Here is a 12967-nt window from a genome sequence, read left to right as displayed (position 1 = left end):
AACGAGACCGAGTTTTTTAATTTAATCCATAAATATCATTCCGCCTTCTTTTTTCTTCCCACCAAACTTCTCGAGTTTATAGGTTAGTGAGAACATCACATAGCGTTTTAATACTGTATTTTCAGCATCAACAATAGCTGTTGGGGAAATCGTACGTGTGGCATTTTGGTTTTGGTCTAATAAATCGTAGACTTTTACTTTGGCTAAAAATTGGTCTTTGAAGAAATTATAACCCAAACTCACATTCCACAAATAGAAATCTTTCTTAAATCCATCGGCTATATTAGAGTTGTATCTATAACCAAAGTCACTTCCGATTACAAAATGCTTTGGCACATAAGACGTGATTTCAAGTCTGGCATTGTGGACAAAGTTTTGCGCTTTGTCAATCACATAATTTTTATAATCGGTACTATTTAAAGAATAGCTATAGTTTTGCGAAACAGTAATCAACTCGTCAATGCTCCAAGTCAGATTTACTTTTGGACTAACTTGTAAACCTCTTGATTCAAAAGTCACAGCATTGGTTAAACCTTTATTAGCATCATAATTTAAATTGATTCCGGCACCAAAACGCAAGGTTCTTTTTTCTTTTTTAAACGACTTATTCCAATTCACTCCTAAATAGGAATTGTACACCATATCTACATTTTGATAAGTAGTTGTCGCTTTAAAATTATCGTCAAAAATTGTTGAAGAAACTACGGCATCTCGGCTCAAATTAAACCCTGAATAAATATAATAACCGGATCGCGACTGGTAGTCATAATCGTTAAAACTAAAATACAAATTATGCCTTTGTGTAGGTCGAAGATCTTCATTACCTACAAAAGTGCTTAATGGATTTGAGAGGTTCTCAACCGGCAAAACTTGATTCGCTTGCGGTAATTGCACCCCATAATCGTAAAACGAATAAATCGATTTTGATTTGCCCATTCGATGACTGATGTATCCTTTTATTCTTGGAAAAACGTAATTCTTGTTTCTATCGGTAGTTAATCCTAAATAATTGGAACGAGCATCAAAAGTGATGAATTCAGGTCCGAAATTAATTCTACCATTGGTTTTGGCTTTACTGATAATCAATCCGGTTGAAGGGAAAAAAGTGGTAGCGTTTGAGGAGGTAGCGTTTGACTGCAAATCATTAAAATCATCATAATTGGCACCGTCAAAATCAAAGGTGTTCAAATCGTTTTTAACTTTTCGATAGGTTACTTCCGAAGTTAAACTCAATCGAAGCGAATCGGTTAACGGTTCGCCAAATCGTACTTCCAATTTTACAAAATCATTGTTATCTTTTTCAAATCGGTTTTGATTTCGGATATCATCCGGCGTAGTATCGGCAAAAAGTGTGGCCGAATTGGTATTGACAAAATCATTTCTTCTTTGAAATTCCGACTCCAAATTAATAGATAACCCTCGGTTTTTCTTTAAAAAACGTTTGCTAAAACTGGCATCAGTCCCAAAATTTGTAAATTCATTATCGCTGTAATCTTCATTCGTACTACTATTTAACTCGTCAAAAGTTTCATTGGTAGTGATTTGATTTCTGGAAGATTTGCTATAACTTTTGTTTCTTTGGAAACTTGGATTGATATAAATCGTCGACAAGGAATCTATTTTAATTTCGAAATCTAAATCGAGGTTATGCCCATTGCTGCCGCTCTTGGTGATAGCATTTGAATTGGTAAACGTTCTTCCTTCCGGCAATAAATTAATTCTATTGGTTCTGTTGGCATTTTCGGTTTCGGTATTCGAAAAATAATAACTGCCGCTTTGGTCAATTTTTTTCAACCATTTGTCTTGATAATTTATTCCGACCATATTGGAACGGGTAATGCCGCGATTGCCACCAAATGACATATTGTTGATACCGAAACTTCCGTCATCGTTATAATAAATCGAAGAGTTTCTACCGCCGCCCATATTATCAAAAACTTCATCCATGGAAAATCCGATGGAATTGATGTTATTGGAAGAAGCCAAAACACTGACTTTCTGTTCGCCTTTAAAATAATTGAGCAACAAACTCGATTCATACCGTTTATCAGAACCGTGACCAGCGACGATTTTCCCGAAAAGACCTTTGTTTTTGTCTTCTTGTATGGTTAAATTGATGGTTTTCTCTTGCGTCCCGGAAGCTTCCCCTGAAATTTCTTCCGATTTGGTTTTGGTATCAACAACCTGAACTTTATCAATGATTTCAGCCGGAAGGTTTTGCGTGGCAATTTTACCGTCCTTGCCAAAGAACGGTTTGCCGTTGACCAAAATGTTATTTACCTCTTGACCATTGACTGTAATTTTGCCTTCGGGTGTGATTTCAACTCCGGGTAATTGTTTGAGTAAGGCTTCCACATTGGCATCGGCTCCGACTTTAAACGAAGCCGCATTAAATTCTAAAGTGTCTTTTTTGATTCTAATTGGTGGAATTTCAGATTTTATGACTACTTCATTAAGGGCATTGACAGCTTCTTTTAAAGTTATAGTTCCAAAATCTTTATCGGTGTTCAAATCTACTTTGTCATCTTTAAAATCCTGATAACTGACATAAGAAATCTTAAGCAAGACCGGCTTGTCTGATTTTTTTATTTTGAAGTTAAAATTACCTGTTTTATTGGTAATGGTATAATCAACCACCGAAGAATCTTTGACAGAAGTCAAATAAACAGTCGCTGATTCAATAGGCAATTGAGTGGTTTCATCAACTACTTTCCCTTTAAGCGAAATGGTGGATTGCGCAAAAGTGATGGAGGTAACAAAAAAGAATAGAACGAGGTAGAGAGATTTTGGCATAAAAAAATTTAGCTGTTATTTGGTTAGAAACAATAATAACGGCTAAATTCTTATTTTAGTATGTAAAGTAAAAATTTCTTACGAAATAATTAACATTTTACTTTTCTCTGATGTAAATATCAATCGGAACACCTGAGAAATCCCAGTTTTCTCGGATTTTATTTTCTAAGAAACGCTTGTATGGTTCTTTTACGTATTGTGGCAAATTGGCAAAAAACACGAATTGTGGTGTTGGTGTTGGCAACTGCATACAATATTTTATTTTCACATATTTTCCTTTCAAAGCCGGCGGCGGATAAGCCTCAATTAGCTTCAACATAAAGTCGTTGAACTTTGAAGTTGGGATTCTTTGTTTTCTGTTTTCGTATACTTTTACGGTTTCTTCTAAAGCTTTTAGCAAACGTTGTTTGGTTAGGGCTGAAGTAAAAATAATCGGCACATCGGTGAATGGTTGTAATTCTTCACGGATTTTGGCTTCGTAATCGCGGGTTGACATGGTATCTTTTTCTACCAAATCCCATTTGTTGACCAAAATAATTACTCCTTTTCTATTCTTTTCGGCTAGCCAAAAAATACTTTGGTCTTGTCCTTCAAATCCGCGAGTAGCATCGATTAAAAGAATACAAACATCCGAATGCTCAATGGCACGAACGGAACGCATAACAGAGTAAAATTCTAGATCTTCTTTTACTTTGGCTTTTCTACGGATTCCGGCGGTATCAACTAAGTTGAATTCGAAACCAAAACGGTTGTATCTGGTATCAATAGAATCACGGGTTGTTCCGGCGATATCGGTTACTACGAATCGATCTTCACCAATTAAGGCGTTGATGAAAGAGGACTTTCCGGCATTGGGACGACCAACAACACAAAATCTTGGAAGTTGTTCCTCTTCTTCGTTAACTTCAGGTAATTCGGGTAACACTTCTACCAATTTATCCAGTAATTCTCCGGTTCCGCTGCCGCTGATACTGGCAATCGTATAATATTCGCCTAAACCTAAATTATAGAATTCTACTGCGTCTTTTTCACGCATGGCATTGTCGACTTTATTTACGGCCAAAAGAATTGGCTTAGTCACTTTTCTTAAAAGCTTGGCAACCTCTGCATCCATTGGCGTAATGCCTTCTTCTACATCGACTACAAAAATAATCGCATCGGCTTCATCAATAGCCAATTCCACCTGACGGCGAATTTCCCCTTCAAAAATATCATCTGAACCTTTGATATAACCACCGGTATCAATTACTGAAAACTCTTTTCCATTCCATTCGCTTTTACCGTAATTTCTATCACGAGTTACACCGCTAACCGAGTCAACGATGGCTTCTCTTCTTTTGATTAAACGGTTAAAAAAAGTCGATTTCCCTACGTTTGGTCTTCCAACTATGGCTACAATATTGTTCATAATCATTTTAAATATGGTGCAAAGGTAGTATTAAAGAGCACAAATTCAATTATTTTATTATTTTTAGTATGCTTTTAACCACCAATAAACCTTTTTATGGACACGCAACATGAAGTTAGACTTCGCCCTCGGTTTTACAAAGACCTAGAACAAAACATTGAGATAGTCCGTGAGAAATTTATAAACTACCGACAAAAAAACGACTCTCCCGATTTCCTGATGAAAGTGAGAAACAATCACATACAGTTTACTTTTTCGGCAGAAAAAAGACATTATTGGTCACCTCATTTGAGTATCGAACTAGAAGAAAAAGAAGGCAATGAAAAAAATGCCACTCATATTCGGGGCTTATTTGGTCCAGATCAGACTTTGTGGACGATGTTTATGTTTCTGCACTTTGTAGTTGCCGGAGTTTTTACTTTATTCGGCATGTTTGCTTATTCCAATTACACCCTCAATGAACCCATGCTCATGGATTTCATCGTGATGTTTATTATGGTTATTGTTTGGTTTTTGCTCTATGTGATTGCCCGACAAATTCGAGAAAAAGGTCATCCTCAAATGGACGAACTTGAGGCAATTTTTTTGGATGTTATCAAAGATTAATTATTTTTGGTTGTACCCAAAACGACGCAATTGATAAGCATTACTTCTCCAGTCTTTATTGACTTTTACATACAATTCGATATGGATTTGCTTGCCGAAAAACTTCTCTAAATCTTCTCTAGATTGCATACCGACTTTCTTGAGTGCTGCACCTTTGTGACCAATGATGATTCCTTTTTGAGTATCGCGTTCGACCATGATAACTGAGCGAATTCGGATGATTTTTTCATCTTCTAAGAATTCTTCGGTTTCGATTTCTACCGCGTATGGGATTTCTTTATCGTAGTTCAATAAGATTTTTTCACGAATGGTTTCGTTAACAAAGAAACGTTCCGGCTTATCGGTTAAAGCATCTTTAGGATAATATGGTGGTGAAACCGGAAGTAACTCTAAAATTCTGGCGAATACTTCTTTTACATTAAAATTCTCTAAAGCAGAAATTGGAAAAATTTCGGCATTTGGTACTTTTTCTTTCCACAAATCGATTTGTGCTTCTAATTCATCTTGGTTGGACTTATCTATTTTATTCAGCAACAGCAACACCGGAATTTTAGAATGAATGATTTTATTGAAGAAGTCTTCGTCTTTGAGTTCCTTTTCGCCTATTTCGACCATATAAATCAACACATCAGCATCTTCAAAAGCCGATTTCACAAAGTCCATCATTGATTTTTGCATTTCGTAAGCCGGTTTGATAATTCCCGGCGTGTCTGAAAGTACCACCTGAAAATCTTCACCGTTCACGATGCCTAAAATTCTATGACGAGTAGTTTGCGCTTTGGAGGTAATGATTGACAATCTTTCCCCAACGAAAGCATTCATTAGGGTTGATTTCCCAACGTTCGGGTTTCCTATGATGTTGACGAATCCGGCTTTATGTTTTTGTTCCATACTAAAAAAGGCGAAACAGTAGTAAATTAAAAAAAGCCACCCAAATAATGGATGGCTTTGAGTTAGTAGCGGGAACAGGACTCGAACCTGTGACCTTCGGGTTATGAGCCCGACGAGCTGCCTACTGCTCTATCCCGCGCTGTTTCGAGTGCAAATATACAACGAAAAACGACACACACAAGTAATTTAAACTAAAAATAAATTAATTTTTAAATGATTCCTCGAATATCTAAAGTAAAGAACTACTTTTGCAAAAAATTTAAAAACCCGTAAAGGGTTATCTTCCAGCAAAATGAATATGAAAAAAATTGTCGAGTACAGAGCGTTACTTGGCGTTACAAAAACAGCAACTCTTAAAGAGTTAAAGACCATTTACAGAAACAGCATGAAAGATTCTCATCCTGATGCGATAGCAGATGAGGCAGAACGCTTGGCAGCAGAAGAAAAAAGCAAGGAAATTATTGCCGCTTATCATTTCTTAGTAAGTATCGCGCCGGAAACTTTGGAAAAAGACAAAGCAGAATATACAAGAATCACGACAAGTACTAATATTGCTGATTTCTACTATGAGAATAGTGTTTTGTATATCACATTCTTAGACGGGAATTCTTTTGAATATTTTGGGGTTTTGAGACCTATTTACATTAAAATGGTTAATGCAGAATCGCCGAGTCGTTTTGCCAGAAGACACATTTACAACGAATACATTTACCGAAGCACCTCTAAATTAGTTGCTGCTGAATAAAAAAAAAGAAAGTCTCAATTAATTAATTGAGACTTTCTTTCTTAAAAAAAACCAACACAAAACATATTATTCATCAGCTGCGAATGCTGAGTTTTTATCTATACTGACTTTTAAAGTAGTAGCAACACCTTGCTCATTGACCATAGTCATATTTAAAGTGTCCAATTTGGCTAAATTTCTGGAAACAAAACCATTAAACATATTGTAAGAGATATTCATTTCTTTTAAGTTGTGTAACTTTTCTAAATCGAAAGGCACTTGTCCGTCCATTTTGTTTTCAAATAAACTTAAGGTCTCTAAAGATGATAAGTTTGATACTTCTTTCTCTAATTTACCGGTTAATTTATTGCTGTTCAACAACAATACTTTCAACGATTTTAATTGATAATAAGAAGTTGGAATTGCTCCTTCGATTTCATTATTGAATAAAGAAAGCGTTTCAAGATTTGTTAAAGTTCCGATACTTACAGGCAAAGCACCCGTTAATCTGTTCATGTGCATTTCAATTGATTTCAATTGTGTAGCGTTTCCTAAAGTTTCCGGCAAAGCACCGGATACTTTGTTAAAAGCCACATTCAATTTAGTCAAACTTTTTAAATTACCAATCGATTCAGGTAAGACACCGGAAATATCATTTCTGAATAAATTCAATACTTCCAGTGAAGTTAAGTCCCCTAATTCTGTAGGTAATTCGCCCACAAGGTTATTGTTCATTAATTTGATTCCGATAACTTTATCGTTTTTGATTTCAACTCCATACCAAGTTGTGGTTGGCGATTTTAAATCCCATTTGTTGGTCCATTGCGAACCTTTAGTCGCTTTGTAAAGTTTTAACAACGCGTTTTTCTCTGTTGAAGATATTTCTGCAAATACTGAGGTCGAAACCAAAAGCACAGCTACATAAGTAAAAATAGATTTCATATCATTTAGATTTGAGGTTAATGACGAAGTAAAACTATAAGAATGGTCGTTTAAAAACAAATATAATCGATGAAATGCATTTTGCATTGTCTTTTTTATAGACTTATCTTACAATTAGTCTAAATTTTAACAATCCGAATCAATTCCTTACAGATGAAATGACATTAAAAAATATTTTATACATTTGAACTACTAACCAATTAAAAATAAACATTATGCCATTTAATTTTTACGCTGTATTAGTCTCAGCACTAGTAACACTTGTAGTTGGATTTGTCTGGTACAACCCAAAAGTTTTTGGAACCATTTGGATGAATGAAACCGGAATGACCGAAGAAAAAGCCAAACAATCTAATATGCTGAAAGTTTTCGGGTTGACTATTTTTTATTCTTTGATGTTATCTTCTATCATGCCAGCTTTAGTAATTCATCAAATGGGAGCATTAGGTGTATTTGACGGAAATGATAAGAATCCGGATTTTTTGGAATTCATGAAATTACATGGAGATGTTTACAGGACTTTTAAACACGGTGCTTTACATGGTGCGATCTCAGGAGTGTTTTTGGCACTACCAATAACAGCTATCAATGGATTATTTGAACAAAAATCATGGAAATACATCCTAGTTAATGCCGGTTACTGGATTGTATCGATGACGATTATGGGTGCTATCATTTGTGGATGGCAATAGTTTAACATTTTATTATAAACCAATCGCTCTACATTTGTGGAGCGATTTTTTTTACTTTGGATACACATTCATTTGAAATTTTCTCTTCAACTGCTCAACTTCCCGAAACTTGGGACAAGGTTGCGCATAACAATGTTTTTCTGCAAACGCATTATTTAAAAGTACTGGAAGACTCGGCACCAACCAATATGCAATGCTTTTATATCGGTATTTTTGAAAAATCAGAATTGATAGGCGTTGCTTTGGCACAATATCTTAATTTGAACAAACTAGAATCCTTTGGCGAAAGAGACCAATGTCTGAAAACAAGCATTCGGAATTTTATTTTTAAAAATTTTGCCTCTCATGTTTTATTCTTGGGAAACAATATGATTACCGGGCAAAACGGATATGAGTTTACTAAAGCTATCGGCTTTAAAGATATTGCAGATTTACTTTTAGAATGTGCTAATGCCATCACGAATTATTTTAAAGACCAAAAAATCGCCATACATATTGTGTCCTTTAAAGACTTCTACCAACATTGTGCGGAAGAATTGAAAAAACACCAATTTTCAAAGATTTACGAGTTCAATACGCAACCCAATATGATTTTTGAACTGCCCAAAAAATGGCAAACCAATGAAGACTACATTGCGGCTTTTTCTAAAAAATACCGTGACCAATACAAACGTTCTCATAAAAAATCAGCGGAAATTGTTACTAAAGAATTGTCATTGGAAGAGATAACTCGGCAAGAAGAGCGAATTTACGAATTGTATCATCATGTGGCCAAAAACGCGCCGTTTAACACTTTTTTCTTAGCCAAAAATCATTTCTCTACTTTCAAGAAACAATGTGGAGAACGATTTAAATTGGTCGGTTATTTTTTGGAGGAAAAATTAGTTGGATTTCACACACTGCTTTTGAATGGAAATGTGTTAGAAACCTATTTTTTAGGCTATGATGACCAAGTCCAAAAAGAAAAAATGTTGTATTTGAACATGCTCTACAACATGACGGAATTCGGTATAGAAAACCGATTTGAAAAAATCATTTTCGGCAGAACCGCTTTGGAGATTAAAAGTTCTATCGGTGCGGAACCAATAGTGATGTCCGGATTCATTTATCATACCAACAAATGGGTGAACAAATTAATGCCTAAAATATTTCCGCAATTAGAACCGGATTTGGTTTGGCAACAGCGGCATCCTTTTAAGTAAAAAAAGACCGCAGATTCGCAGATTTATTTTTTAATTTATTAAAAGATTACTAACAAATTTAATAATCTGCGAATCAGTGGTAAATTTTTCTTACCTACAAGTTATCAATTTCACCTTGAATAACTTCCCAATCTTCTAATAGTTTATCTAACTCTGCTTTCTTCTTGTTGTAAGCAACAAAGAAATTCGCATTCTCGATATGTTTGTCATAATTAGAAGCCAATTCTCTATCATCATTTTGGATATCGATTTCCAATTGTTTGATTTGACTTTCAATTTTGCTCAAACGGTTTTGCAAAGATTTGCTTTTCTTTTGGTCATCATAAGAAAGGCTTTTGTTTTCTTTATTCGAATTGGCGTTGACAATCACATCCTTCTTTTCAATTTCGCGCATATTGGCGGCGTTTCGTTGTTCAAGGAAGTAGTTGATATCGCCTAAATATTCTTTGATTTTTTGGTCTTTGAATTCGTAAACGATGTTAGACATGCCTTGTAGAAAATCCCTGTCGTGAGAAACCAAAAGCAACGTTCCTTCATATTTCTGTAAAGCTGCTTTCAAAACATTCTTTGATTTGATGTCTAGGTGATTCGTTGGTTCATCCATCAGCAACACGTTAATCGGTTGCAATAACAATTTACAAAGTGCCAAACGGTTTCTTTCGCCTCCGGAAAGCACTTTCACTTTCTTTTCCACATCATCGCCTCGGAATAAGAATGAACCCAACATATCGCGCACTTTTGAGCGATTGGTATCGGTTGCCGCATTGGTCATGGTTTCTAACAACGTAATTTCTCCATCTAAATATTCCGCTTGGTTTTGGGCAAAATAACCTAATTGTACATTATGTCCGAGTTTTATCGAACCTTCATATTGAAATTCGTTGACAATCGCTTTTACAAAAGTCGATTTTCCTTGACCATTCTGACCCACAAAAGCAATCTTGCTGCCTCTTTCCACCAAAAGCGAAATGTCTTTTAAAATTACTTTATCACCATAAGCTTTGGTTACGTGCTCAGCTTCAATAACAACCCTTCCCGGCACTTGCGAAACCGGAAACGATATATTCATAACTGAGTTGTCATCTTCATCGACTTCAATTCGCTCTACTTTATCTAATTTTTTTATCAAGGATTGCGCCATCGAAGCTTTAGAGGCTTTGGCACGGAACTTTTCGATTAACTTTTCGGTTTCTTCGATTTTCTTGGCTTGGTTTTTTTGGGTGGCCAATTGCTTTTCGCGGATTTCTTCTCGCAACACTAAATATTGAGAATACGGTTTGTTGAAATCGTTAGCTTTTCCGAGGGAAATTTCAATCGTTCTATTGGTCACATTGTCCAAAAACATTTTATCGTGCGATACAATTACGACTACGCCCGGGAAATTTCTCAAAAACCCTTCTAACCAAATGATACTTTCGATGTCCAAGTGATTCGTTGGCTCATCGAGTAACAAAATGTCATTGGACTGTAATAACAATTTGGCCAATTCAATACGCATACGCCAGCCACCCGAAAAAGTATCGGTTTGGTTGTCGAAATCTTCTCTTTTAAAACCCAGTCCTAAAAGAATTTTCTCGGTATCGCCTACATAATTGTAACCTCCAAGCAATTCGAAACGATGCGTGTAGTCTGATAAATCTTCTATGATTTGGGCATATTCTTCACTTTCATAATCGGTTCTCGTTACCAAAAGATGGTTGATTTTTTCCAACTTTTTCTCCACCACTTTAATGTCAACAAAAGCTTCATAAGCTTCTTCCAACACGGTTCTTCCTTGCTCAAAATCGATATCCTGACGAAGAAAACCCATTTTCACTTCCTTCTCCGTGGCAATTTGACCGCTATCGGGTTTGAAATCACCGGCTAAAATTTTGAGCATGGTCGATTTTCCGGCGCCGTTTTTTCCCACTAATCCTACTCTATCTCCAGAACCCAATCGAAAAGTTACCTCTTCAAAAAGATACGTGCCACCAAACGAAACCGATAAATTGTGTATGTTTAACATAATGAATTGTTACAAAAGTTACAGGGTAAAAGATGGTAATAAAGTACCTTTGTAAACCCTAAGCTAAAGTGCTTAAACTAATAAAATTAAAATTTTTGCAAATGTTAAAAAAAGGATCCAAACTAAATAGCATTTTAACAGGAAGTTGTCCGAAATGTCAAGAAGAAAGTATGTATGTTGACCCAAATCCGTACAATTTGAAAAATATTTATAATATGCATGAAAATTGTAGCCATTGCGGACTGCATTATCAAATTGAACCTTCGTTTTTTTATGGCGCTATGTATGTCAGTTATGCACTTACGGTTGCTATTGGCGTAGCCGCTTTTATCATAGCAAAGGTCTTTATTGGTTTAGATTTAATTGCTTCATTTATTGCCATTATAGTAGCTTTAATTGCGTTGATGCCTGTAACGGCAAGATTGGCGCGAAATATATACATTAACATTTTTGTGCATTTTGATAAGAATGCGGTTAAAAAATAGGAGCGAATGGCTTGGGCATTCTTGGTGTCCATATTCCCGCTGTTCGTTATACTTCGTGCCACTACCATCGGGGCTAGTTAGTTTTTGTCTTTTGCAAAAGCAGAAATACAAACCGCTACTTTTTAAGTCTGTACCTTTTAATATCTATAGTCTTATCCAAAGGCTTTTCGTTTTCGATATAATCATACAAATCCAGCGCCATCGCTGGTGCCAGCATTACACCACGTGTTCCGAGTCCGTTTAAAATATGGACGTTTTTATACAAATGATGTGACCCTAAAAGCGGTCTTCTATCTTTAACTGTTGGCCGAACTCCGGCAAAATGGTCTATGATTTCGAAATCACAAGTCAAGATTTCTTTAATTCGGTCTATGAGTTCTTGTTTTCCTTCTGCTGTTGGTTTATCTGTCTTGTCTTCCCAATTGTAAGTTGCACCCACTTTAAAAAGGTCATTACCCAAAGGCAAAATAAACACACTCGTGTTCACAATGACATCCAAATTCAATTCAGGCGCTTTAATAATGAATAATTCTCCTTTTGTTCCGTCTAATGGCAAATGCTTAAAAAAAGGGTTTGAGTGCATTCCAAATCCTTCTGCAAAAACAATCTGTTTGGCTTGCAGATTTTGATACGCTAAATAATCTTCAAAGAAATTCAATTCGTTATAAACAAAAGCCTCTTCCACAAAAGAACCAAGACTCTTCAAATAAGCTTGATATAAACTCAACAATAGCTCAGTATCAACATAACCCGTATGCAAGACTTCGCCATAACCATAAGGAGAATCAATAGCCGAGTATTTTTTATGGACAATTTCAGTAGAAAGAAATGGTGATAGATTGGGTTTATCTGAAGCGGTAAACCAGTTGTTTTGTTCTTCTACCGAAAAGAACTTTCTGTAAATAGGTATTTTAAAATCAACTTGAGAATTTAGCTTAGCCTCAATTCTTTTATAAAACACTTCCGCTAAATTGAGTTGTTCGTTGGCATTCCAAACCTGACTAAATCTTTTTAAAATTACCGGATTATACAAACCGCCGGCTATTTTGGAAGAGTTTTGCGAATGGTTATCAAAAACCACAAAAGATTTATTGTTTTGCAAAAGTGTTTCTGCAAAAGCAATTCCGGCCAAACCTGAACCAACTATAATATAATCAAGCATACTGTAAAACTAAAAAAAACTCTCACCGTAAAGATGAGAGTTTTTATATTGTAATTA

Annotated in this window: 11 protein-coding genes and 1 tRNA gene; 5 read left to right on the top strand and 7 right to left on the bottom strand. The window is 35.6% G+C overall.

Going from position 1 to position 12967, the window contains the following annotated elements; translation table 11 throughout:
- Positions 1–21 precede the first annotated feature (21 nt).
- Both ACK4R1_RS05325 and der read right to left on the bottom strand, forming a co-directional pair.
- On the bottom strand, positions 22–2793 hold the full coding sequence (locus ACK4R1_RS05325) for an outer membrane beta-barrel protein (RefSeq protein ID WP_409684429.1): 2772 nt from the start codon (positions 2791–2793) through the stop codon (positions 22–24).
- Between the two features lie 97 nt (positions 2794–2890).
- Positions 2891–4201: a ribosome biogenesis GTPase Der gene (gene der, locus ACK4R1_RS05320; protein ID WP_409684427.1), complete on the bottom strand. Its 1311-nt coding sequence runs from the start codon at positions 4199–4201 to the stop codon at positions 2891–2893.
- Positions 4202–4297: 96 nt separating this feature from the next.
- Between der and ACK4R1_RS05315 the strand changes: the two genes are divergently transcribed.
- A complete protein-coding gene (locus ACK4R1_RS05315; RefSeq protein ID WP_409684425.1) occupies positions 4298–4807 on the top strand; it encodes a hypothetical protein in 510 nt (169 codons plus the stop codon).
- Here the strand turns inward: ACK4R1_RS05315 and era are convergent, their stop codons facing one another.
- Both era and ACK4R1_RS05305 read right to left on the bottom strand, forming a co-directional pair.
- The gene (gene era, locus ACK4R1_RS05310; protein ID WP_409684423.1) at positions 4808–5698 is read right to left on the bottom strand and encodes a GTPase Era; all 891 of its coding nucleotides are present in this window, start codon (positions 5696–5698) and stop codon (positions 4808–4810) included. It lies immediately after the preceding gene.
- Positions 5699–5764: 66 nt separating this feature from the next.
- Positions 5765–5837 (bottom strand) — tRNA-Met (locus tag ACK4R1_RS05305).
- Between the two features lie 159 nt (positions 5838–5996).
- Here ACK4R1_RS05305 and ACK4R1_RS05300 point away from each other — a divergent pair.
- Positions 5997–6443 (top strand): KTSC domain-containing protein, encoded by a 447-nt coding sequence (locus ACK4R1_RS05300; RefSeq protein ID WP_409684421.1) that lies wholly within the window; start codon positions 5997–5999, stop codon positions 6441–6443.
- A gap of 66 nt (positions 6444–6509) precedes the next feature.
- Here ACK4R1_RS05300 and ACK4R1_RS05295 read toward each other — a convergent pair whose 3' ends face one another.
- Entirely contained in the window at positions 6510–7364 is an 855-nt protein-coding gene (locus ACK4R1_RS05295) for a Two component regulator three Y domain protein (protein WP_409684419.1), read from the bottom strand.
- A 215-nt stretch (positions 7365–7579) separates the two neighbouring features.
- On the opposite strand from ACK4R1_RS05295, the gene ACK4R1_RS05290 reads away from it, so the two are divergent.
- Complete coding sequence (locus ACK4R1_RS05290) at positions 7580–8056, top strand: DUF1761 domain-containing protein (RefSeq protein WP_409684417.1); 477 nt, start codon at positions 7580–7582, stop codon at positions 8054–8056.
- A gap of 56 nt (positions 8057–8112) precedes the next feature.
- Positions 8113–9258 (top strand): 8-amino-7-oxononanoate synthase, encoded by a 1146-nt coding sequence (locus ACK4R1_RS05285; RefSeq protein ID WP_409684415.1) that lies wholly within the window; start codon positions 8113–8115, stop codon positions 9256–9258.
- 94 nt (positions 9259–9352) lie between these two features.
- Here ACK4R1_RS05285 and ACK4R1_RS05280 read toward each other — a convergent pair whose 3' ends face one another.
- Complete coding sequence (locus ACK4R1_RS05280; RefSeq protein WP_409684414.1) at positions 9353–11263, bottom strand: ABC-F family ATP-binding cassette domain-containing protein; 1911 nt, start codon at positions 11261–11263, stop codon at positions 9353–9355.
- 101 nt (positions 11264–11364) lie between these two features.
- On the opposite strand from ACK4R1_RS05280, the gene ACK4R1_RS05275 reads away from it, so the two are divergent.
- Positions 11365–11748 (top strand): DUF983 domain-containing protein, encoded by a 384-nt coding sequence (locus ACK4R1_RS05275; protein ID WP_409684412.1) that lies wholly within the window; start codon positions 11365–11367, stop codon positions 11746–11748.
- A gap of 115 nt (positions 11749–11863) precedes the next feature.
- Here ACK4R1_RS05275 and ACK4R1_RS05270 read toward each other — a convergent pair whose 3' ends face one another.
- Positions 11864–12910, bottom strand: a complete 1047-nt coding sequence (locus ACK4R1_RS05270; RefSeq protein ID WP_409684410.1) for an NAD(P)/FAD-dependent oxidoreductase — start codon at positions 12908–12910, stop codon at positions 11864–11866.
- Positions 12911–12967: the final 57 nt, after the last annotated feature.

Source organism: Flavobacterium sp. (assembly GCF_046293665.1).
Taxonomy (GTDB): Bacteria; Bacteroidota; Bacteroidia; order Flavobacteriales; family Flavobacteriaceae; genus Flavobacterium.
The sequence above is the reverse complement of the archived record's forward strand: the minus strand, read 5'-3'. Positions and strand labels throughout refer to the sequence as shown.

Excerpts from the sequence above, each read along its gene's own strand:
- ACK4R1_RS05325 (WP_409684429.1), bottom strand. The coding sequence starts at position 2,793 with ATGCCAAAATCTCTCTACCTCGTTCTATTCTTTTTTGTTACCTCCATC.
- ACK4R1_RS05295 (WP_409684419.1), bottom strand. The coding sequence starts at position 7,364 with ATGAAATCTATTTTTACTTATGTAGCTGTGCTTTTGGTTTCGACCTCA.
- ACK4R1_RS05315 (WP_409684425.1), top strand. The coding sequence starts at position 4,298 with ATGGACACGCAACATGAAGTTAGACTTCGCCCTCGGTTTTACAAAGAC.
- era (WP_409684423.1), bottom strand. The coding sequence starts at position 5,698 with ATGGAACAAAAACATAAAGCCGGATTCGTCAACATCATAGGAAACCCG.
- ACK4R1_RS05275 (WP_409684412.1), top strand. The coding sequence starts at position 11,365 with ATGTTAAAAAAAGGATCCAAACTAAATAGCATTTTAACAGGAAGTTGT.
- ACK4R1_RS05270 (WP_409684410.1), bottom strand. The coding sequence starts at position 12,910 with ATGCTTGATTATATTATAGTTGGTTCAGGTTTGGCCGGAATTGCTTTT.
- ACK4R1_RS05290 (WP_409684417.1), top strand. The coding sequence starts at position 7,580 with ATGCCATTTAATTTTTACGCTGTATTAGTCTCAGCACTAGTAACACTT.
- der (WP_409684427.1), bottom strand. The coding sequence starts at position 4,201 with ATGAACAATATTGTAGCCATAGTTGGAAGACCAAACGTAGGGAAATCG.
- ACK4R1_RS05300 (WP_409684421.1), top strand. The coding sequence starts at position 5,997 with ATGAAAAAAATTGTCGAGTACAGAGCGTTACTTGGCGTTACAAAAACA.
- ACK4R1_RS05280 (WP_409684414.1), bottom strand. The coding sequence starts at position 11,263 with ATGTTAAACATACACAATTTATCGGTTTCGTTTGGTGGCACGTATCTT.